The 22,582-nt window shown below is 40.8% G+C and carries 15 protein-coding genes and 1 tRNA gene; 14 read left to right on the forward strand and 2 right to left on the reverse strand.

Annotated features, from left to right (window positions below; all coding sequences use genetic code 11):
* Window positions 1–1,550 precede the first annotated feature (1,550 nt).
* The 11 genes from MmiAt1_RS09025 (at window position 1,551) to MmiAt1_RS09080 (ending at window position 17,256) form a co-directional block, all read left to right on the forward strand.
* Window positions 1,551–2,435 carry a hypothetical protein gene (locus tag MmiAt1_RS09025; protein ID WP_318786552.1) on the forward strand — a complete coding sequence of 295 codons (885 nt, stop codon included), beginning with the start codon at window positions 1,551–1,553 and terminating at the stop codon, window positions 2,433–2,435.
* 172 nt (window positions 2,436–2,607) lie between these two features.
* Window positions 2,608–10,815, forward strand: coding sequence for a cobaltochelatase subunit CobN (locus tag MmiAt1_RS09030; protein WP_318786553.1), 8,208 nt, complete (start codon window positions 2,608–2,610; stop codon window positions 10,813–10,815).
* A gap of 120 nt (window positions 10,816–10,935) precedes the next feature.
* Window positions 10,936–11,169 carry a hypothetical protein gene (locus MmiAt1_RS09035; protein ID WP_318786554.1) on the forward strand — a complete coding sequence of 78 codons (234 nt, stop codon included), beginning with the start codon at window positions 10,936–10,938 and terminating at the stop codon, window positions 11,167–11,169.
* A 290-nt stretch (window positions 11,170–11,459) separates the two neighbouring features.
* Window positions 11,460–12,722 carry a 3-isopropylmalate dehydratase large subunit gene (locus tag MmiAt1_RS09040; protein ID WP_318786555.1) on the forward strand — a complete coding sequence of 421 codons (1,263 nt, stop codon included), beginning with the start codon at window positions 11,460–11,462 and terminating at the stop codon, window positions 12,720–12,722.
* A 1-nt stretch (window position 12,723) separates the two neighbouring features.
* Window positions 12,724–13,233, forward strand: coding sequence for a 3-isopropylmalate dehydratase small subunit (locus MmiAt1_RS09045; protein WP_318786556.1), 510 nt, complete (start codon window positions 12,724–12,726; stop codon window positions 13,231–13,233).
* Window positions 13,234–13,710: 477 nt separating this feature from the next.
* Window positions 13,711–14,100, forward strand: a complete 390-nt coding sequence (locus MmiAt1_RS09055; RefSeq protein WP_318786557.1) for a DUF3467 domain-containing protein — start codon at window positions 13,711–13,713, stop codon at window positions 14,098–14,100.
* Between the two features lie 178 nt (window positions 14,101–14,278).
* Window positions 14,279–14,503: an LSM domain-containing protein gene (locus tag MmiAt1_RS09060; RefSeq protein ID WP_318786558.1), complete on the forward strand. Its 225-nt coding sequence runs from the start codon at window positions 14,279–14,281 to the stop codon at window positions 14,501–14,503.
* A 65-nt stretch (window positions 14,504–14,568) separates the two neighbouring features.
* On the forward strand, window positions 14,569–15,705 hold the full coding sequence (locus tag MmiAt1_RS09065; RefSeq protein WP_318786559.1) for a helix-turn-helix transcriptional regulator: 1,137 nt from the start codon (window positions 14,569–14,571) through the stop codon (window positions 15,703–15,705).
* Window positions 15,706–15,949: 244 nt separating this feature from the next.
* On the forward strand, window positions 15,950–16,165 hold the full coding sequence (locus MmiAt1_RS09070) for a hypothetical protein (RefSeq protein ID WP_318786560.1): 216 nt from the start codon (window positions 15,950–15,952) through the stop codon (window positions 16,163–16,165).
* A gap of 239 nt (window positions 16,166–16,404) precedes the next feature.
* Window positions 16,405–16,482, forward strand: a tRNA-Glu gene (locus MmiAt1_RS09075).
* An 81-nt stretch (window positions 16,483–16,563) separates the two neighbouring features.
* Complete coding sequence (locus MmiAt1_RS09080; protein ID WP_318786561.1) at window positions 16,564–17,256, forward strand: TIR domain-containing protein; 693 nt, start codon at window positions 16,564–16,566, stop codon at window positions 17,254–17,256.
* 141 nt (window positions 17,257–17,397) lie between these two features.
* Here the strand turns inward: MmiAt1_RS09080 and MmiAt1_RS09085 are convergent, their stop codons facing one another.
* On the reverse strand, window positions 17,398–18,093 hold the full coding sequence (locus tag MmiAt1_RS09085; protein ID WP_318786562.1) for a SatD family protein: 696 nt from the start codon (window positions 18,091–18,093) through the stop codon (window positions 17,398–17,400).
* A 367-nt stretch (window positions 18,094–18,460) separates the two neighbouring features.
* Window positions 18,461–18,715, reverse strand: a complete 255-nt coding sequence (locus MmiAt1_RS09090; RefSeq protein ID WP_318786563.1) for a hypothetical protein — start codon at window positions 18,713–18,715, stop codon at window positions 18,461–18,463.
* 225 nt (window positions 18,716–18,940) lie between these two features.
* On the opposite strand from MmiAt1_RS09090, the gene MmiAt1_RS09095 reads away from it, so the two are divergent.
* The 3 genes from MmiAt1_RS09095 (at window position 18,941) to MmiAt1_RS09105 (ending at window position 22,557) form a co-directional block, all read left to right on the forward strand.
* On the forward strand, window positions 18,941–20,470 hold the full coding sequence (locus MmiAt1_RS09095) for an aldehyde dehydrogenase family protein (RefSeq protein WP_318786564.1): 1,530 nt from the start codon (window positions 18,941–18,943) through the stop codon (window positions 20,468–20,470).
* Between the two features lie 200 nt (window positions 20,471–20,670).
* Window positions 20,671–21,930: a formate-dependent phosphoribosylglycinamide formyltransferase gene (gene purT / locus MmiAt1_RS09100; protein WP_318786565.1), complete on the forward strand. Its 1,260-nt coding sequence runs from the start codon at window positions 20,671–20,673 to the stop codon at window positions 21,928–21,930.
* A 120-nt stretch (window positions 21,931–22,050) separates the two neighbouring features.
* The gene (locus MmiAt1_RS09105) at window positions 22,051–22,557 is read left to right on the forward strand and encodes a DUF6560 family protein (protein WP_318786566.1); all 507 of its coding nucleotides are present in this window, start codon (window positions 22,051–22,053) and stop codon (window positions 22,555–22,557) included.
* The last annotated feature ends 25 nt before the right edge of the window (window positions 22,558–22,582 follow it).

A 22,582-nucleotide genomic window follows, 5' to 3' on the forward strand; every position in this document is an offset into this window, starting at 1 on the left:
TTTTTTTTTTTTTTTTTTTTTTTTTTTTTTTTTTTTTTTTTTTTTTTTTTTTTTTCCCATTTCCTTTTTAAGTCTTGAATCTTAGGTTGTTTGTATTTCATTTTTTTAAAAATTCTGTTTTCACTCTTTTTTTGGCGAATTTATAATGTTTGTTTATGACTGGTGCTTCCTTTTTCATATCTTCTGATACTTTTTTTAAAAAGAGTAACATTTATATATTTTGCAAACGTTTGAAGTTTCTGGACAAATTAAATTGATTTGTTCAAGGTTTATCTCAGTAAATTCTCGTTTGATTGTGTCAAAATTTTATTCCGCAGGTAAAATGGGTTGGAGCAATTTCTCATTTTATGCGCAGTCCTGTCCGGGCTGTCATACCTCATACCATCCGTAACACAGCAAACGAAAATTCAGTGGTAAGCCGTTTCGTACTTTATTTCATATCTGTAATTGTATAGATTTTGATGCCGTTTCGGTTAAAAATATTGAAATTGAAAATATTAAGATTGAAAATAAATTGAATATTTAAGCTGAATCTAAAATTAAATTTAAAAATGAATTTAAAAATCTTGAGTCTAAAAACTGTTCATTAAGCCGCTAAAATTGAAATATATTATTTATCACACCATTCAAAAACAAAAAAAAGCATTGTTCGAATCTGATTTCATTTTGCTGAATGTTTCAGATTGACTGATTTCGGCCGTGTCGAAGACGGCCGAAATCAAAACCTCCGATGCTTCTCTGCAGCACAGCAAAGAAAAAATTGAGACACAGGATATCGGGTGAAAATCTGCAAGCAGATTCTCTCGTTCGCCTGCCTCTTTTTTTCTTTTCAATTGTTCAAATTAACCAAATTGAATTTCACATTAAAAATCTAAAATTTTTGAAAACTTTCCCGCGCATCCCGATTTCAAACATTCGGTTCCTTTGTCCCTTTGAAGAGACTTTTTTTGGCCGGCTTTGCCGTCCCGAAACAAGTAAAATTGCTACCTTCATGTCGGGACAAAGGAACTGAGTGCTTGAGATTTGTTTTGTCCGGAAAAATTTTTCAAAAAAAATCAGCCTGTCACTTATCCGATGTTTCAATAAAAACGAAAGATTATCGCCCGGTAATCACTTCCACCCCTTTAATCCGATAATCCTACACCAATATCACAATCCCTTGAAACAGTCGGGTTTCATTCGAGTCAAATCGAAAAGTGACTTCCCCAATTCACATGCAAATCATTGCCTGTGATATTGGATCGTTCGACAAAATCTACGAAAAAAAGAAAAATTCGGCCATGGCCAAAATGGTCGAACCTCAATGAAAAGTACTCTGTAATAGAAATTAAGTTCTGATAGAACAAAGCTACCATATGAAAGCTTCTTAATAAAGCTTTTGCCGGCCGTGTTTTATTGGCTTGTTTTTATATTTCATCTTTGAGGGGTCCGGAATAATTTCACAAATGCGGAATCCGGGTTTTCTGCTGTGTTTCCATTTCAGCTTCGGTTGGAATATTCGAGGATGCAGCCGTTGATTTTAAACAAAAATTAATAAAAGGTGATTCTACATGAAAACTAAATTATTAACTATTTTAATTACAATTGCAGTGATGTTCGCCTTTGTCGGCATGGCAAGTGCCACAGATCACACTGTATGTCCTAATGAATTATGCGGATGTGACAGCATTATCTCAGATAATGTTTGTGTCTGTGCAATTGGAACATGTCCGTGCAATCCGATTGAATTTTTATATGTTTATGCTGACTGGGACGGATGGCCCTTTGACACATATCCTGATTTGAATACAGCAGGTCCCCAAATTTACACAATTAACAAAGCTCCTTATTATGTTAATGTGACATCATTGGAAGGTTATTTAGCAGATACTTATTGGGCCTATCCGAGTGACGAACTGGTAACAATTGCTAAAACCAATTATTCCGCCTACGATATTGTATTTTATGATATGGTAAACATCTTTATGGATGCAACTTCGGTTCAGATCGAAATTCCGGAAGAATCTTTATTCTATGATCCGAATGTAACTACATATTATGATGTCAATTTCTCGGAAGCAGCATTTGTTGCAGCAAATAATGATAAACTTTTAACCGCAATTAGAACTGGCCCGAATAATAACACTTGTTCCATGCCGAGTGAATTCTTCATTCGTGATACAGGAGACTATGTGTATTACGACAGTCAGTATAATCCAGCTAACCCCCCAATCCTAAACACAAATTTATCCGCATTAAAACAGGACTATACACCTAAAACACAATTTATTGACCCTGCTTTTACAACTAAGTTCTTTAAAATCCATGATTCACCCGATGCAGGATCCCCCAAGGATGTTTTTACTGCTGATACAACTCACTGTGATGCAATGGCAGAACTTTTGATTGCAAAATATCTTGGCTTACCTCTTCCGACATTTTCTCTGAATCCGTAAGCAATGTAATTAATGCAAGTTTGGAATTTTGATTTATTTCAAAATTCCATTTTATTTTTTTAAATTTCAAATTTTTAACAATTTCAGGGTTTTAAACAAATTTTAATATTGGGGAATTGAAATGTTTTGTAATTATTATAAAAATGGTCGTATTTTTTTATTATTGGTGGTTTTGCTTACAGTTTTATTCTGCCTGCCGACAGTATTGGCAACCGATGACGGTTCATCAACCTATGTTTATTTGCTTGAAGGTGATTCAGCAACTTTAACTGTTCCGATTGGAAAGAATTTAATGGCAGACAGGCCGAATATTATTGAAATAAAAGGTTCGTCTATTGAAGGTATCAATCCCGGTATTACAACTGTTTATTATGATACAAACGATGAAAAAGTAAAAGTATGTGATGTTGTGGTTGCCGGTGAAAAATTCGAAGTTTTAATTCTTCAAAATTTGGGCGCCGATGCTGAAAAATCAATGTTGTCTTATTCCAATGATACTTTTAATTTTACAGTTCGTCCAATAGCTGCTACTTTAGGCACTGCTGATCGAATATCAATGGAATACTCGGCTTATGATTTTATAATTCTTAATCTTGAAGACCATTTTATTCATATGGGGAGTTATGTCACAAATTCTGATAGAAATGATACAATTCTTCAAGCTTTGAGAGATATTCATGAGTCCGGTGTTCCTGTTTTAAATATGGGTTTGGAAAACGATTCAGAAGTATGGTTCCTGGTTGAGGAATTTATTGACGCACAGAAGGGAACTGATTCGAAAAATAAAGATCTTTCGGGAATATTCGATTTGTATGTTTCAGATACATATGGTACATTGGAATATGTAAGTCGTATTGAAAGTTATTCTAGAATGTCAACTTACTTCCCTAAAGCATCATTGGGGAAAATGATTCATACAGCTGAATCGTCAGGATATTCTTCTGATTTTTTAAATGAAGCTAAAATTATATACGAAAACAGTGAGTCGGATGTTCAAGATTATACATCAATTCTTCATGCTCTTCGGAAAGATATGACTAATAAAGCATCTAATAAAGGTGTAACCGGTATTGTTTTAAATTTTGATTCCTATAAATTAAAAATCGGAAACGGAATCCCTTTAAAGCCGACTATTTTGACTGATGTAGGTGTCAGTCGTTCCGAAGTTCCATTGGTATGGACATCTGATTCCGAAAATGTTGCAACTGTTGATGAAAATGGTTTTGTAACAGGCATCAGTTCAGGTACAACAACAATTACGGTTTCTGTCAAAGGTAATCCTTCGGTTTCTTCAAAATGCATTGTAAATGTTGGAAAATATTATTCGATTTACCATTATGTTGTATATGGAGTTAAAAATCCAAATCCCCCAAATGTTCCTGATTATTATTCTCACGATTTAGCCTATTTAACTCCGCTTTTCCCAAATCCTGCTTATTATGATTTTTATTTCGATCAAACCAGAGTTAATTCTTCCGGAATTCTTGAAAATGCAACGATGACATTTAGTTCTTTAAAGGCAACTGATTTTTCTGCCGTTGATTATCCGATATTTGAAACTTTGTCTCGCAGTGACTTAGCAGATATGATGGAAAGTTCAAACAGCAACAGCGAAGAATTCCAGATTTATTGGATGGATTTTTTACAAGAAAATAACATTCCGTATAAATATTCTTTTAATGCTTTATGGGCACTTTATTCAAATGTTTCTGATTCTGATTTTGTATATACATATTTTATTCCGTCAGGAGAGTTTGAAAAAGAGTCTTTAAGAACGGCTTTAAAAACATTTAGTAATTTGCAAGAATCTGATTATACTCCAGCTTCTTGGGAAAAATATGAAGAACAGAAAACTAAATCACAGGATGCAGTTGATATAATTAACAACGGCCAAATTATTCCTTCGGAAGAATTAGCTGAATTGACCTTTGATTTGAAACATGCATATCGTTCTTTAGAATTTGCTGATGACGGAACAATTAGTTTCAGCATAAAGGATACACCCTCAAAACTTGCTCTTCATACCTATACAAAAATGAATGTTTCATTTGATGAAGCAATGAACAACAAAAAATTGACATGGTCTTCTTCAAATGATTCAATCGCAACGGTTGATCCAAACGGAATCGTTTATACGAAAGGCGTTGGAACAGTTATAATAACAGCGACTTCTGTTGCTGATCCTTCAGTTTCGGTGGATTGGTCGTTGGCTGCTTATTCTCCGGTTTCTATTCCGTATCTCATGCCAAAATTAATTCTTTCAGCCGAAGATAAGGGAGAAACATTCGGTTTGGATTATTATATCCTGCTGTACAATTCCGATTATACTGTTGCTTGGAAATCAAGTAATACAGGGGTTGCAACTGTTAATGATGGAAAAGTAACAGTTGTCGGTCAAGGAAAAACGACTATTACTATGACCGTAACAGATGATAACACAGGCAGTTCAAGCGTTTATACTTCCAATGTTTTAATTAAAGTTCCGGTGGAAGAACGCATTCGTGTTCTTTATGTCGGCTCATCAGTTGTTCGCGGTGCGGAAATTGCTGTCGATGATATGTATTACGGCGGTTATTTTGATTATGATGCTGTATCCGGATATGAATTCAACAGTGCCGAAATAAATAAAGAACTTTTAAAAATTGCCGGAGTTGATGATAAAGGAACATATACTGATAAAAATAATCAGCTCAAGAATTATGATATTATTCTTTTTGATATGTTTGGAGAATATAGTAAAATTGAAGAAGCTTTAAAAGCAGCACAAGCAGGTAATCGAAAAACAACTTTAATTTCTTTGGAAGACAGCATTCCCGGTCCTGAATATTTTGATAAATCATTACATGAAAAAGAGGATCAAGCAAAATCAAATCTTTATCGTGCATATATTCAATCGTTAACGGTAACAGAAACAAATGCAGCCTTAATCTGGGGAGACCGTTTCCTTTCGGAAGCTGCAGGTTTAATTGATATGCAGTCAAAACTCCCGGAAGACCTTAAAAAAGATTTGGCCGGGGATTATAATTTGAATGTTTTGTATATTGGCGATCAAGCCAAAAATTTCTCGCAAATGATTGGTGTCTATGATACAAGTCTTTACGGCGGATTAGTGAATTTTACAATTTTGCCGTATGATGAACTTGAAGATGAATATGAAGATTTATTCGAATATTCAGCAACAATTTCCGATGAAGCTCAAAAGCAAATTGATGCCATTAATAAACATTTAAAAGATCATAAGGATGACTATGATCTTATTGTTCTGGACGGGTTTTATTTTGAAACTGGCGGAACTCCCATGGCTGTTCCTACAGGACACAGTTCCTATTTGTATGAACTTCCGATTTACACAATGACGGAATATAACAAATTCCCTACCCCAAGACCTCAGTTTGGGTTATATATGGCTCATACCAGTTCCACCGGTAAAATTACACCGATGATAATGGGCTGGACACAGAAGTCAACAACATATCCGAACGAAGTGATAAATGCCGACGGCTCAGTTACGCCCCGCAAGGTTACCTTTGAAATGGATGAAGTTTCTCTTAATAGCAGTTTTAGTTTTTTGTATAATGAAACTTTCCACAATTCTTCACTCATGCAAAGCAAACGTATTATGTCTTGGCCATATACATCAGCTTTTTCGGGTGTTCAGAATGCCGGGTTCTATCATGTCCGTGAAGACGGTTCAAGATTAAGTTTCGGCAGTATTGACACTTATATGCTTTGGTACGGCAACAATGGTTACCGGGCGGAATGGCCGACTGTAGGTGTTTGGATGTTCGGATCCGATATCGGAACAGGAACTGATGATTTATACAAAGCGCTCAGAGAACATGAAGTGAATGTTATCAACGGTTTTGGTACTTATGACAATATTCCGGAATGTTATACTTATACAGATCCGCAGACCGGAGAACGACGGCAGATTGATACCGCAATTTCTATCAAAAATTTCGGTTTGAATTATTGGGATTATTATGAAGGAATTCGTCAATTAGAAGAAATGGATATCACTGTTCTGAAAGGTATTTTTGCAACAGTGGATATGAAAACAACAGGTTCTTCTGACATCAGTGATAAAAATAATATGATTGAATCCGGCGGTGTCAGCCGTATGACAATGTCGTCCAATCGTGACGGTATGTTCGAATTTATCGTTCTTGGCTACATGAACACAATCGGCGGCAGTATTGAAAAATCGGTCGGTTATCCGGACCAGATTGAATGGATGGCCGAAAGAGCTTCAGCTTGGGCTTATTTAAAACAGGAAACGAATGACCAAAAGGACATTGCACTTCTTTATTACAACTATCCGCCCGGCAAAGCCGATATCGGTGCCAATTATCTGGATATCATCCGCAGTTTCGCGGGTTCTGAAGACGGTACTGATGGATTGCTTGAAAATATGAGAAAGACTGGTAATTATACGGTTTATAACCGTACAAAAGGTATGGATTATGATTTGGGCGGGTACGATATTTCTTACGACAAGTTGCCGTACGCGACAGCCAATGATTCTGTTCCCGGAAAATATGATTACGAATATAAGCCGGATATGACAAGCAGCGATTCGTGGAGAAGCAAAGTTTTAACAGAAGAAAATCTGCGTCATTTGATGTGGTCGCAGGGCATTAATGTCGGATCTCACGCACCTGGCGTTTTAGACGGTATGGTACAAGAATATCTTGATTTCCTGAAAGCCGGCAACAAACCTGAAGATTGGTGGGGCTGCCGGTTGATGCCTGTTGACGAATACAAACTCTGGTTAGATGACGGCGCTCTTCCCGATGCTTTAAAAGAAGAACTCATTGAAACGTGGGGAACACCTTGGGAAGGTGAATTGCCGAAAGACCAAAGCGGTATGATTTGGACAGATTCCAAAAATGCTCTCGGCGGAGGCAAAGATAAAAAATACTTCGTTTTCCCCTGCATTCAAGCGGGAGAAGTTTGGATGATGCCTCAGCCCGACCGCGCTCTTGCCGGAACGCAAGCTTTGGAAGGCGATTTAAGTTCAGTTAACAGTGTTGATTATCATGGTGACATGGCTCCGACTCATCAATATGTTGCTTTCTATCTCTGGCTGAATCGTGGTTTGGATGATGATGATCCGTGGAATCTGATGAATGATTATTGGAAAGCAGATGCTGTCATTCACTTCGGTACCCACGGCACGGAAGAATGGCTTCCCGGAACGGCTATCGGTCTTCAAAGAGACAGAGATTGGGGTCCCAATTTGATCGGCCATCTTCCCAACATCTATCCTTACATTGTTGCGAATGTCGGGGAAGGGTTGACAGCGGAAATGCGCGGAAATGCGCTTATTATTGACCATTTGACACCGGCAATGGTTCGTAGCGGCCTTTACGGTGAGATTTTGGCTCTTGAAACAGTAATCCAAAGTTATACAAAACACTTGGCTCAAAACGGTGGTGGAACAGACATTTCCCAAGCTTATAAAGAACAAATCATTGACTTTGTCTTTGAGATTGAAACAGTTTATGCAGCCATGGACTTCAAAGATTATCGGAAACTTGTGGCGGAAAATACCGGCAAATCCGAAACCGACTTGACAAAAGAAGAATTAAAAGAAGGCATGAAGAGGCTGGATGACGATGTCATCAATGCATTTGTTAAAAATCAGCTCCATAATTTTTTGGATTCCATCATGGAAAGTGCTGTTCCGCTCGGCATGCATATTTATGGTCAGTCGCCCACAGATGAAAGGGCTGCCAGCATGGTTCGTTCCATGTGGGGCAATTTCCGTTTTGAAGAAGTTATTAAAGCGGTTTACTTTGAAGGGGATATTATTCCGGCTGAAGCTGTTATAGTAGACGGCAAAACGTATTATGACGGCAAATGTGATGCTGATGTGGATGCTTTTGTCACAGCTTATGTGAACGGAAAAGCGAATCCGAACGGCAAGTCTGATCATCAGATTATTTATGATGCATTGGACGGAACACTCGGCGGAACCGATGACCAAAAAAAGTTTATCGAGCTTTTTATCCGCGGTCCGATCATGTTTTATGATGAGGGAATAATCGCATGTACTTCCGATAATGTTTTAGACACAAATGCTTTGAAAAAATATGTGGCTGCTGCATGGAAAGAAGAATACGGCAAACCGTTCGGAAGCAGTTTAGGAACAGATGTCGGTATTTATGACATCAGCGTTTTCTATCAGCTTGGTCTTGAAAAAGGACGGTTGGATGATCCGACATTTGAAAGAGACTTTAATCATTTTGTTAATGAAACAATTGATATTATGCTGCTTTCGGAAAATCCGACATCAAATTATTACGGTCTTGCGCCTTCAAGGGCGGTTGATTTGGCATTAACAAAACATTTCAATGTCAACAGTTACAAAGATCAAACCTGGATTAATCAGGAAACAATTGATTTCGTGACAGGTTCTGACCGCGACAAATATGCCGATAACTTATTGGCTTGCGGCCGGGCTGAAACACAATCTTTGTTAAGTGCTCTTTCCGGCGGTTATATCCCGCCGACATCGGGAAACGACCCGATTCAAAATCCGGCTGTTCTGCCGACGGGTCGTAATTTCTACGGCATTAATCCGGATACTTTCCCGACCGGTGCTGCTTGGGATGTCGGAAAAGCAATGGGTGAACAAATACTCGTTGATTATTACGAAAAATACGGTGAATTCCCATCCATGATGTCATTTATGAGATTCGGTGTTGAATTCATCCGTGATGAAGGCGCTTTGGAAGCTTGTATTTATTATATGCTCGGCTGTGAGCCGACCTGGGCAGGCGATCCGTACACGGGAACGCCGAATTTCAGGGGCGCAAAAGTTGTCACGCCGGAAACATCCGATATTTTCTTTATCACTCTCAGTAACGGTGAAACCATACAACGCCCGCGTATTGATATCACATACAACACGGCAGGTATGCGAGATGGTTTCCCGATGACGATCCGTTATATCGATCGTGCAGTGAGGGCTGTGTACGACCATGAAAATTCCGCATTGGAAGATAAATGGGAAAAAGAAAATGGTAAACCCAATAATGCTGTCAGGTACAATACCGATGAAATTAAGCAAGCTTTGAAAGCTGCCGATTTGGGTTTAACGGATGCTGAAATCGCAGAATATGCCATTTCCAGAACATTTGCACAACAGCTCGGTACCTATGAAATCGGAACGGGCAATATGATCAGCGCGAGCGGTCTTTGGGGTGACGATCCGGAAGCTCAGAAAAAGATGGCCGATTTGTATTTGAGTAAGATGGGTTACATCTACAATGATAATACGTGGGGCGGTGATGACAGCCTTAAGATGAAAGCAGCAATGCAGGAAACTTTAAAGCAGCTTTTGAGCCGTGCTGATGCATCTGTTTTCGCATCTTCTTCAAATCTGTACGATACATTGGATAATGATGATGTTTTCCAGTATTTCGGCGGCATGAATCTTGCTTCCAAAGTTTACAATAAAGACGGTAAATTGCCTGAAATGTACATGGCTGACACAAGCAATGTGGATAATTTCAAACCAGGTGACAAAGTCATCAGTACGATGAAAGAAGCATTGATGAAAGACATGGCAACCCGTTATCTCAATCCGAAATGGATTGAAGCGATGGAAGCTTCAGGTTATGCCGGCAGCACAATGTTTGCCGAATTTGTTGAAAACTTATTCGGATGGGCTGTTACGACCGATGGCGCACTTGTCAGTGATGAAATCTGGAGTGAAGTTCTGAAAACTTACATTGAAAGCGGCAGGTTGGAGGGAAAAGAAGCTTTCTCCTACTCACTTCAGTCAATGACCGGTCGTATGATGGAAGCGGTCCGTTTGGATTATTGGGATGCCACTGACGCTCAGGTGAAATCATTGGTGGATGCTTATGTTCAATCCGTTATGGATATGGGCGTTGCCTGCTGTCACCACACGTGCGGCAATCCATCGCTGAATGAATTTATTGTCGGTCAAATGTCTGTTCTCGGTTATTCCGAAGAAGAGATGGTATCTTACTTGGAAATCGTTGAAAAAGCAACCCAAGAAGAGTATTCGATTCCGTCTTCAAACACAACATCGAAATCTTCAGGAAGTGGTTACGGCATGGCAACAGCAGTTGAAGCCGGCGAACCTGCAAACGGCGAAGCCAACGATGAAGGCGAAGAACAGTCTGATGAAGGCAGCCAAAATCCGGGCGTTGGTATTGACGGAACGGAAACGGGAACACCGACAACAGAAGTCAGTGGGTTTGAAGTGACGGTTTCAAATGCGGTCAGTTCGGTTCGTGATTTCATCCAAAATCCGACTTTCTCAACGTCAAGCATCATTGCAATTGCAATTGTTGTATTAATCGTCGGCGCCGTCTTCTACGGTTTCAGAAGAAAGAATGTCTAATCTGCCAAAAATGATCAGGCTGCAAAAAAAGTTTTAAAATGATTGCCGGATTTTTCCGGCAATTTCTTTTTTATTTTTTTGTGACATAACACCGCTAAACATAATCGAAAAAATCCAAACATGGATGTGATGCAAATGATAAGAAAAAATCTGATAAAAGAATCACAACCTGCAATATCTCGAACCGGGAAAATAGCCGGCGGTACAAAAAAATCGTCAGAAAAAGCTTTTGATGCCGTGGTTCTCGGAAAAAACAAAGACAAAAAAACTGCGACAGGAATCGATTATTCTAAAAAGATTTCAGATGTTCCGGTTTATCGTCCTTTTTCAGGCCGAAAAAAAACAGATATTTGAAATTTATTTTTTTTAATTTTATTCTAACCCGTCGGTAAATCGTTTTTCTTTTTTCGTTTTTGATTTTCACGTTTGATTTCGTGTTTGCTTCTCGCCTTTAATTTTCGCGTTTGATTATCGAATTACAATCATTAAAATACGTGAAAAATAAAGCTCTGTCTCGGTCTTTTCCAATACTATTTTATATTTAAAGTCAATTGACTTATCCAAAACAGAGATCTCTTTATTCGGGAGCTTTTACGCCTCTCGTTTTCTTTTTATCTGTTATTCTTTTTGAAATGTGATTGATTATGGCACAAAAACCGCAAACATTAGCTGAAAAAATTATCAGCGGCCGTGCCGGCAAGGACGTTTATGCCGGCGACATCACACTTGTGGATGTGGATGTGACCGCTGTTCAGGACGGAACGGGACCGCTCGCGGTTCAGCAGCTTGAAAAGATGAATTTGGTTCAGGCGGCAAATCCGGACAGAACCGTTTTGTTCATCGACCACGCCGCGCCCAGTCCGCAGAAGGACTTGTCCAACGCGCACGTGATTCTCAGAACGTTTTCCAAAAAAACAGGCGCACACCTCTCCGAAGCCGGCGAAGGCGTCTGCCACCAGCGTTTGGTTGAAACATACGTGAATCCGGGAGACGTTCTCATCGGCGCCGATTCCCACACCTGCACATCCGGCGCGCTCGGCGCATTCTCAACCGGCATGGGCTCAACCGATGTCGCCGTCGGAATCGCGCTCGGCAAAACCTGGTTCCGCGTTCCCGAAACTTTCCTCGTCAACGTGACGGGCGCGTTTCCCAAAGGCGTTTACGCCAAAGATTTGATTCTTCATCTCATCGGCCTCATCGGCGCTGACGGCGCAACGTACAAGGCGCTTGAATTCCGCGGCGAAACCGTTGAAAAAATGACCATGTCCCAGAGATTTACGCTCGCCAATATGGCTGTTGAAGCCGGCGCGAAAGCCGGTCTCTTTGAAACCGACGCAACGACCAAAGCGTATCTCGAAGAACGCGGCCGCGGCGACAAGTTCAAAGAAATCAAAGTCGACGACGGGGCAGTTTACGAACGCGTCATTGACATTGACGTCTCCAAGCTTGAGCCCACCATTTCAAAGCCGCACACCGTTGACAACACGGTGACCGTCGGCGAAGTCGCGGGAACCAAAATCGACCAGGTCTTTATCGGCACCTGTACAAACGGCAGAATCGACGACCTTGAAATCGCCGCAAAGATTCTGGACGGCAAAGTCAGACATCCCGACACGCGCCTGATTATTGTTCCCGCTTCCAAAGAAATCTATTTGCAGGCCGTTCAGAAAGGCTACATTGAAACATTTATCAAAGCCGGCGCAATCATCATGGCCCCCGGCTGCGGCCCGTGTGTCGGCGTCCACGAAGGCGCGCTTGCCGACGGCGAAGCATGCCTGGCCACGCAGAACCGAAATTTCCAAGGCAGAATGGGCAACACGGAAGGATTCATTTACTTGGGATCCCCCGCCGTTGCCGCAGCAACAGCGATTGCCGGCGTCATTGCAGACCCGCGCGAGGTGATTTAAAATGACAGAAACAGTTTACAACGGCAAAGCCTTCAAATTCGGTGACGACATCAGCACCGATCACATTGCCCCCGGCCGTTTGTTCCATTTAAGAACAAACCTCCCCGAACTCGCCAAACACGTTTTGGAAGACGCGGACCCCGAGTTTGCCCAAAAAGTTCAGAAAGGCGACTTCGTCGTTGCCGGAAACAATTTCGGTCTCGGATCCTCCCGCGAACACGCGCCGACAATCATTAAAATGGCCGGCGTGAGCGCCGTTTTGGCAAAATCATTCGCCCGCATTTTCTACAGAAACGCAATCAACGTCGGTTTGCCGGTTTTGATTTGCGACACTGATCAAATCGATGAAGGCGACCAATTGGAAGTCGACCTTGCCGGCGGCATCATCAAAGACGTCACAAAAGGCATTGAATTGACTTTCTCACCGCTTCCCGACGCGATGATCACAATTCTCAATGACGGCGGCCTTGTCGCTCATATTGAGAAAAATAAAGGCTTTAAATTCGATTAAATCGAAAAAAAAATCGAAAACCAGATTAAATATATGAAATCAAAATCGAAAAGTTCAATTGAACTTTTCCTTTTTCAATTTTAAAACATGCCGGGCACTCTCACACAGCAGAGAATTCAAGTGCCGGGATACTGTGCCGCAGCAACTCATCGGTTTACCCGCACACGCGTGGGGAATTCTTTTTTTAAACTCATCATTTTTATTCAAAATACGGTTCACCCCCACACACGTGGGGAATTCACTGCCACCGCTGACGAACGCTGTCGAAAATATGAACGGATTGATAAGAAGAATATTCCCGAAAAACACAAATTTCTCAGAAATAAGTCCGGAACAAATAAAACCAGTAGAAAATATGTTGAATAATAGACCGAGTAAGTGCTTGAAGATCGGAATTTAGAAATAAAAACAAACTTTAAAATAATAATGGAGTCATTCAACCCTATACCTTTAATTCATAAAAAACAGGAGATATAAATGACGGAAGAAAACATGCCTCAAAAAAATGTTCCGGCGCAGCCCGGACAGCCGATTGAAATTGTTATTGAAGTTTCAAAAGAAGAAGATTTTAAACGCTTTTACGCAATCGGCGCGATCGGGGTTAACAATATTTATGATTTCAGAGTCAGTTTTTACAATGACGATCCCGAACTCGGACAGAGAAACGGCGTGAAAAAGATTCAGCGCAAAATCGGAACGGAAGTGATTTTATCACCGGTGGCGGCCAAAGAGCTTGCCCGCTGGCTCACGCAGAATGTCAAGGATTATGAAACCAAATTCGGCGAAATCAAAGGTCAGTCCGGGCCGAGAGGAAATTCCAAAGGGACGGCAGACAGCGACAGCACGGTTTTGGACGGATACGCTTAACTTTGCAAATCTGCTGCAAAAAAAATCGGAAAGCTATAAACCTTTATATGCAATAAATGCAATTTTAAATGCCGAAATCTTATTTTTTTTTAAAAAGTCGCTGATTTTTTAAAATTTAAAAGTTTTCAGGTTTTTTATTATTCTTAATTTTTATTCAAGTCAGAAGAGAGGGATTATTTTGTTCCCAAATAAGAAAGTTCAAAAGATTGTCGGATCACGTGTTCTTGTTGAGATGAAGGGCGATACCAACCTCCTTGAAGGAACGCTCAGCACTGTTGATGATTATATGAATCTGCATTTGGTCGACACTGTCGAAATCGTAAACGGTCAAAAGGAAAGGTCACTCAAATCCGTTGTTTTGAGAGGCAACAACATTATTTTAATTACACCCGTTGACGAATAAACTCTCAAACTCCCTTTAGCTCTTTGTTTTTCAAAAAAGAAGCTGAAACATCAAAGGAGACCAATATGAGTGCAACTGTAAAAAAAGAGAGTACAAAGAAAAAAAGTACAAAAAGCGCGGAAGCGGAAGCTGTTGAAGTCGAAACAGCAAACGCAGAAGCGCCTGCTAAAAAGACAGCGGCAAAACCGGCAGCGAAACCCGCGGCAAAAACTGCAGCAAAACCGGCAGCAAAGCCCGCGGTAAAAACTGCAGCGAAACCTGCGGCAAAGCCCGCAGCAAAAACTGCAGCGAAACCGGCAGCAAAACCGGCTTCGAAAACCGCAGCAAAGTCCGCGGCAAAAACTGCCGAAGTTATTGTTCCCGAACCGGCCGAATCCGAAGAAGAGCCCGTCACGAAGACACGCGGCAGAAAATCAAAAGCAACGGAAGAAATTCAGCCGGCAGAAGAAGCTGTCAAAAAAACGACACGCAAATCAAAAACAACCGAAGCGGCTGCAGATGATGCAGAATCTTCGGACGATGAAACCGGTGATGCAGGAGCAGCAGAGACTGCCGAAGCAGCGCCGAAAAGAAAATATACACGCAGAAAGAAGGCGGACGATGAAACGGCTGTCGAAGAAGGAACTTCCGCCGAAATCGAAGTTTCAGCCGAAACGCCCGTGAAAAAACCGGGCCGAAAAAGCAAAAAAGAAGCTGAACCGGCCGAGCCGGAAGAACCCGAAGACATTGAAACGCAAACCTTCAATTTGATTAAAAATACGCCGGGCGGCATATACCAAAATGAAATTTGGAAGCAGCTGAATATCGACAGCCGCAAGTGTTCCCGCGTTTTAAAGAAATTGCTGGATTCCGGACAGATTATTCGGGAAGAGGCTGTTGCCGGCGGAACGAAAACGTATCTGTTAAAGACGGCCGCAGAAGAGCGCAAGAAAAATTATGATGTTTTGCTTGTCAAAGGCACATTCTCTCCGTGTACGGGCTGTATGGGCGAATGCCGTCCCGAATATTGTCCCGCATTAACGTTTTGGATTATGAACATCCATGACAAACCTGAGGAGCTTTATGCTGCGATGGGCTACAACAGCAATGCGGAACCCGATCAAGGCGAACATGAAATGCCCCCCGAATTCCTTGAAGAAATGGAAGCCGGCGAGTATGAGTTCGACGATGATGACGATAACGGAGATCTTGTTTTTGAATAACGGCTGAGCCGATTATTCAAAACTTTTTTTATTTTTTCTTTTGTTTTGTCTTATTTTGTCTTTTGTTTGTCTTATTTTGTCTTTGTTTTGTCTTATTTTGTTTTTTGTTTTCGTTTTATTTTGTCTTTATTTGTTTTCGTTTTTGTTTTTACTTCGTTTTTATTTTTGTTTCAATTCTTTTTATTTTCATTTTCATCGGCTGTAACATATCTGCCGCATTGCTTGTATCAGAGTTTGCATTTCCATGTGTGTCAGCACATTTTTATCACATCCGCTCGCTGCGCGAGCGTGGGCACAGATTACCTTGCCGATTCCGTTTGCGCTGTTGCCTTCCAGATTTTGTCAATACAGTTGCAGACTTGTCGGCCTGTCTGCTGCCGCCGCCGTCTGCACCGTCTGCACGCCTGTGCCGACTGTGCTATTTGTGCCGTCTGCCGCGCGCGAGCTGCCGGGATTTTAAAAATAAATCAAAATCGTACCCTTTTTTTGAAAATGCCTTTTTTTGCTGAAAGATTTTTGTTTCATTCTTGCTTTGACTTCCGAATATTTTTGTGATGCTTATTTAAATGAAAAGGAAAAGCGAACGGACTAACCAAAATGTATATATACCAGCGATTCCTTGTTATGCTCTGTTCACAAGCCTTAAAATAAGGATGCGTGAACCTCTTTGAATTAAAAACGAATCGCATAGATATATGTGCTCCGATAGTGTAGCTCGGCCAATCATTCCGGCCTTTCGAGCCGAAGACTCGGGTTCAAATCCCGATCGGAGCACCATTTCCTTTTATTATTCTTTATAATTGTTTTTTATAATTCTTATTGTTAATCAGATCATTTGAAAAAACAGGAATGAGTTTCATGGTTTTAAAAACCGCTTTTTGTTTTGATCCCGAAGATTATCCGAGGGCTGCAGCTGTTTTTGGTGAGTTGGAATCAACTTCGGCTTCTGCAGCTGATTCAGCGGCACTTGGTGATTTGAAATTTGATGATTCGAAACATGATGATTTGAATGCGGAGATGATTCCGGATTTGTTATCCGAATCAGACATAACGGTCGTTTTTATCGGCAAGCATACTTTTGAAAACGCTTTTTGTCTTCAAATGATTGATGAAAGTTTCCGCCGCGGGAATGCATTTCTTGCCGTTTATCTCAACAATGCCGAAGATGTCCGAAAAACAGGGAAAGAAATTCTCGGCAAGAATCCGTTTGAACTGTTCTATTTTGAGTATAAAGACGGTACGACAACGCTGAATCAGGGAGCGGTTGTTCTTCCGGGAATGCTCAAGCGCCGGGTTTCTTCAAAAGAAATGAAAGCAAAAGCTGATTTCGTTAAAGTTTATGATTACATCAATGACAACGGCGCCGAAAATCTGATGAAATGGATTGAAGAGGAACGTCAAAGGAAAGCGGATTTTTGGGTGGAATGCGGGAAAATCAGCAAAGAAGAATGGCCGAGCGCTTTAAAAGTAACGCATAAAGGCGGAATTGTCAGTTTCTTTTTGTATTATGATTGGGTGACTTATTCCCCCGATCTTAAAAAACAAATTTAAGGCCTTTGGTTTTTGATTTTTGTTTTTAAGGCCTTTAACTTTTGATTAAGGCCTTTAACTTTTGGTTTTTGTTTTTAAGACCTTTAACTTTTGATTTTTGTTTTTAAAGTCTTTAATTTTTGATTTTAAAATTCCTGCCGTTTAATTCTGATCTATTCGGATTTCGCCCCATTCTTTTTGGAGCGCGTCGCTGACGGCTTTTCGAAGATTCATATAATTGTAATAGCCGCTTCTTTTCATATGAACGTTAACGGCGGGGATTGAAATCTCAAACAAATCGGCAAGATCTTTTTGAGGCACTTTTGTATCATAGCCGTAACGGTAAATGCTTTCCCGAACGATATTTTTTTGTTTGTCCGTCCATCCGCGCTCGATGAAATCGCAAAGATTCAGGCTTTCGTTGATGACTTCAATCCAAGTGTCTTTGTTTCTTTCATTGTCTTCCGTTTCAAAAAGGATTTTCGGGCGGGTATAGCTTTTGTTTTTCTTCATCTGCTGAATCGCAAATCCGGCGTTCCAGTAAGCTGGTCCGTCCGGGCGGTTGCTGCTTTTTTTATTGATCTCGGAATAAATCGGCCCGATTCCGATTCCGAACCTCAGCTCAAGCGGGTCGGCCAGATATTCAATCTTATCCAAAATTTCAAGAACAGACGCTGCGTTTTGAATCAAACCCTGAAACTCGTCGCCGAGCGTCAATTTAAAATCATAAGCAATATCGTTTTTGTATTCCTTATTGATTTGTGTTAAAACATCGTCGACCTTGTATTGCATCTCATACCGTTCTTTATTTACCATTTTTTCGGCGGAAATGATGTTTCCGATTACCGCAAAATACATGTTTAACTGTTCCCGTTATGTTTATTTATGTCAATTTAAAGTTGAAAATTGAAAATTGAAGCCGGAAGTTGAAAATTTAAAGTTGGAAAATTGAAAACTGAAAACTGAAAACTGAATTCATTTTGTCTAAATGATGAAGGCTTGTTTTGTTATTAATTCTTTTTATTTAATTATTCCAAGATTAATTTTGACCGAATAATATCCCGGCATTTAATTAAAAACGATATATTCCCGAAAATTTAAAAATTTTCTGTTAATTCCGTTTTTTTTAATTTTATTTGTTTAACCCGTCGATTTCGAATGGAAATCATAAGGCGCCGTGATTGACAATGATTAAAAACTGCGGTTTCGTTTTTTCATCTTATTTTCAAAATTTGTGCGGCTCGCGCGAACGGCGGGCGGCAGGCAAGCAGCAGGCAGCGGGCAGCAGGCAGCAGGCAGCGGTAACAATGCCGGCAGCTGACAGGCCGGCCAATCGGCAACTGTATTTACAAAATTGAAGACAGCAGTGCAAACAGAAAACTGAAGGTAATCTGTGCCCACGCTCGCGCAGCGAGCGGATGTGATAAGAATGAGATGATAAGTATGGCGCATGCAGCAGATGCAACGGCAGCGAATCCAACGGCGACAAACACAGGCGCAACAGATGCAAACAGCAGCAGAAACGAATGATAATGGAAACAGGCAGTAATAAAACAGTTTGTGAAACACTGAATAAATCTAATAATCGGTAAATATGAGAGAAATAACAAGATTGAAATAAAAAGGAGCTTGTTTTAATTGCAAATCAGCAATTTATTCAATAAACAAATCATTTAAAAAATCAAAAAGGGTACGGGTTATTGTTATGTTTATCGGCGGTGAAAAATATCATCCCCATCATAAAAATTGTATTGAGGTTCTTAATCCCGCAACCGGCGAGTTGATTGAAAAAGTTTCGTCAGCCTCTCCGGAAGACGTTGATAAAGCCGTTCAATCATGCGCATCGGCTTTCGGGCCGTGGGCCGAAAAATCATATGCCCAAAGAAGCGCCGTTTTATCGGGAATTTCAGCGGCGCTGAAGGAAAAGCGCCGGTCGGAAACTTTGGCCGTCATTTTGACAAAAGAGCAGGGGAAACCGCTTGCCGAATCCCGCCGCGAAATGGAAGGCGTTATTGCGGTGATTGATTATTTTACCGGACTTTCTTCTTCCGTTCACACCGATTTTTTTGAAAACAAAAATAACGGCAGCTGTTCTTTTACACTCAAAAAACCCCTCGGCGTTTGCGCCGCCGTTCTGCCGTGGAATATGCCGGCGCTGATTCTGGCCTGGAAATTGATTCCCGCGCTTTTGACCGGCAACACATGCGTCGTGAAGCCTTCGTCTGTTTGCCCGCTGACCGTTTTGGAAATGGCGTCAGTATTCTATGAAGCCGGACTTCCGGCAGGCGTTTTTAACGTCGTGACCGGAGACGGTGCGTCCGTCGGAAAACAATTTGCTTCCTCTCCCGACGTTCGAAAAATTTCGTTTACCGGAAGCGTTGACGCCGGCCGAAATTTGAGCGCGGAAGCCGCAAAACACGGCAAACGCATCACATTGGAACTCGGCGGCAGCGACGCCATGATTATTTGCGATGATGTTGGCATCGGCACCGACACTGATCTCGGCACCGACACTGATCTCGGCACTGACACAGGCACCGGCATTGACACAGGCATCGGCATGAACATCTCCGACTGCGCTTTTAAAGCCGTTCAGTCCCGTTTTTTTAACTGCGGTCAAGCTTGTATTTCGCCGAAACGGATTTTTGTTTTTGAATCCGTTTTTGATCAATTTGTGGAATCCGCGTTAGAAGCCGTTTCTCAAATCAAAATCGGCCCGGGTTTGTCGGAACATGCGACAATGGGACCGCTCAGTTCTGCAAAAAGTCTTCAGAGCATGATTGATTTTGTTAAAAAAGCGCGTTTTGAAGGCGCTCAAATTCGGGCCGGCGGTAAAATCCCGGAGAACAAGGATGATTCTGATTTTGACTTCGGAAAAGGATATTTCTTTGAGCCGACGGTGATTACAAATGTGCCGAATGATTCTGTTCTTCTGAAAGAAGAAGTGTTCGGCCCGATCATGGTGATTAATCCTGTGAAAGATTTGGACGAAGCGATTTCGGCCGCCAACAACACGAATTTCGGTCTCGGCGCTTCTATTTGGACAAATAATTTAAACTGCGCCAAACGCGGCGTTGAAGAATTGGAAGCCGGCGTCGTTTGGGTCAATCAGCATGCCAAAATCCTTCCCGAACTGCCGTTTGGCGGCGTTAAAGACAGCGGAATCGGCCGGGAAAACGGTTATGGCGTTTTGAATGATTATTTGGAAACGAAAACAGTTGTCTTTAAATTTTGATTCCCGATTTATTTTTTAATTGTATTTACTTTATTTCAATTGTGTTTACTTTCTTTAATTGTATTTGCTTTATTTCAATCGTACTTACATTCTTTAATTGTACTTGCTTTACTTCAATCGTATTTACTTTCTTTAATTGTACTCTCTTTAATTGATTTAATTCAATTTAATTCTGAAATTATTAAAATGACGGTGATTTTTTGGTAACAATCGGCACACCTCTGACAGATACGGCAACAAAAGTTCTTCTCTGCGGTTCCGGCGAACTCGGCAAAGAAGTCGCAATCGAACTTCAGCGCCTCGGCGTTGAAGTCATTGCGCTTGACCGCTACGAAAATGCGCCCGCCATGCAGGTTGCACACCGCTCTTATGTTCTTCCGATGACGGACGGCACGGTTCTTCGGGAAATTATTGAAAAAGAAATGCCGGATTTTATCGTTCCCGAAATTGAAGCGATTGCAACCGACACGCTTGCAGAAATTGAAAAAATCGGCATTCACGGAAAACAAATCAAAATCGTGCCGTCGGCAAACGCCGTTTCATTGACAATGAACCGCGAAGGCATTCGCCGCCTGGCCGCCGAAGAACTGAAGCTGAAAACATCCAAATATTATTTCGCCGAAACAGACGAAGAAGTCAAAACCGCGGCCGACAGTCTCGGATTTCCGTGTTTGATTAAACCGATTATGAGTTCATCCGGAAAAGGCCAAAGCATAATTCGAAGCGCCGGTCAGATTTCAGACGCGTTTGAAAAGTCTCAGCGTGAAGCCCGCGGAAGCAGCAGCACCGACGGAAAACCGATGAAAGTGATTGTTGAAGAATTCATTGATTTTGATTACGAAATCACGCTTCTGACTGTCCAAAGCGTTTCCGGAACAATTTTCTGCGAGCCGATCGGCCACATTCAGATCAGCGGCGATTACCGCGAATCCTGGCAGCCTCAAAATATGCATCCCGAAGCACTCAAGCGCGCTCAAAAAATTGCCGGCAAAATCACGAAGGCACTCGGCGGTTACGGGATTTTCGGCGTCGAACTTTTCGTCAAAGGCAAAACCGTTTATTTCAACGAAGTTTCGCCGCGCCCGCACGATACGGGAATGGTGACAATGATTTCTCAGGATTTGTCTGAATTTGTGCTTCATACGCGCGCTTTTTTGAACTTGCCGATTCCCGCTGAAAATATGAAAGGAAAGAAAAATAAAAAATCCGGTTTCAAAGTTGTCAAACAAAACGGACCGGCAGCATCCAAAGCGATTTTCAGAACCGGAACATCAAAGAAAATTTCGTATTCGGGATTGGAAAAAGCATTGGACGAAAAAGACACACAGATTCGACTGTTCGGAAAACCTGAAATCCGTAAAGAAAGACGGCTCGGGGTTGCTTTGGCGAAAGGGAAAACTGTGAAAGAAGCGAGGAAAAAGGCAGCAAGAGTTGATAACAAAATTGACATAAATTTATAATATATGATTTGCCTATTTAATTTGCCTATATTATGTGCGTAAAAACGTTCATATGGGGCAGGTTTATCAAAAAATTTAATTTAATATGTTTTTTGTTTAATTTTTACAGCAGGGATAAATATGGATTTTATTATGTATATTATTATATTTTTTGCAGTATTGCTTATGATTTTTGTCGCAATGTGGGAAAATAAAAGATCTGAAAAAAAGATGGATGATAACAATTTTACTGTTCGCCAACCGAAAGTGTATTTATTGATAAGTATATTGGGTGTCTTGTTTGGTTTTTTAATGATTATATTAATGACCGTTGTATTTCCGAATGATACAGCTGATTTATGGGTTTACCTTTTCTTTTTGCTCTATGTTGTTTTCTGCTTAATTTTCTTTATTTATTGTGTTTCGTGGAAAGTGCAGGTTGAAGATGACAAAATTTTGTATTCTCCCTTTGCCGGTATTAATAAAAATTTTGCCGTCAGCGACATAACAAATGTAAAAATGAGATATGGAGAACTTAAAGCATACTCTGGAAATAAAAAACTTTTTTCTGTGGGATCAATGACTAACGGATACAAAAAACTTGCTTCTCGGCTTCAAAAAGAGCAGCAAATCCAATTTGATTTCTGATTAATAATTAAATTTGAGAGATTAA

The sequence above is a fragment of the Methanimicrococcus hacksteinii genome, from assembly GCF_032714515.1.
In the GTDB taxonomy this organism is placed as follows: Archaea; Halobacteriota; Methanosarcinia; order Methanosarcinales; family Methanosarcinaceae; genus Methanimicrococcus; species Methanimicrococcus hacksteinii.

Excerpts from the sequence above, each read along its gene's own strand:
- MmiAt1_RS09085 (WP_318786562.1), bottom strand. The coding sequence starts at position 18,093 with ATGTATTTTGCGGTAATCGGAAACATCATTTCCGCCGAAAAAATGGTA.
- MmiAt1_RS09040 (WP_318786555.1), top strand. The coding sequence starts at position 11,460 with ATGGCACAAAAACCGCAAACATTAGCTGAAAAAATTATCAGCGGCCGT.
- MmiAt1_RS09070 (WP_318786560.1), top strand. The coding sequence starts at position 15,950 with ATGTGTGTCAGCACATTTTTATCACATCCGCTCGCTGCGCGAGCGTGG.
- MmiAt1_RS09035 (WP_318786554.1), top strand. The coding sequence starts at position 10,936 with ATGGATGTGATGCAAATGATAAGAAAAAATCTGATAAAAGAATCACAA.
- MmiAt1_RS09095 (WP_318786564.1), top strand. The coding sequence starts at position 18,941 with ATGTTTATCGGCGGTGAAAAATATCATCCCCATCATAAAAATTGTATT.
- MmiAt1_RS09055 (WP_318786557.1), top strand. The coding sequence starts at position 13,711 with ATGACGGAAGAAAACATGCCTCAAAAAAATGTTCCGGCGCAGCCCGGA.
- MmiAt1_RS09105 (WP_318786566.1), top strand. The coding sequence starts at position 22,051 with ATGGATTTTATTATGTATATTATTATATTTTTTGCAGTATTGCTTATG.
- MmiAt1_RS09065 (WP_318786559.1), top strand. The coding sequence starts at position 14,569 with ATGAGTGCAACTGTAAAAAAAGAGAGTACAAAGAAAAAAAGTACAAAA.
- MmiAt1_RS09045 (WP_318786556.1), top strand. The coding sequence starts at position 12,724 with ATGACAGAAACAGTTTACAACGGCAAAGCCTTCAAATTCGGTGACGAC.
- MmiAt1_RS09080 (WP_318786561.1), top strand. The coding sequence starts at position 16,564 with ATGGTTTTAAAAACCGCTTTTTGTTTTGATCCCGAAGATTATCCGAGG.
- MmiAt1_RS09025 (WP_318786552.1), top strand. The coding sequence starts at position 1,551 with ATGAAAACTAAATTATTAACTATTTTAATTACAATTGCAGTGATGTTC.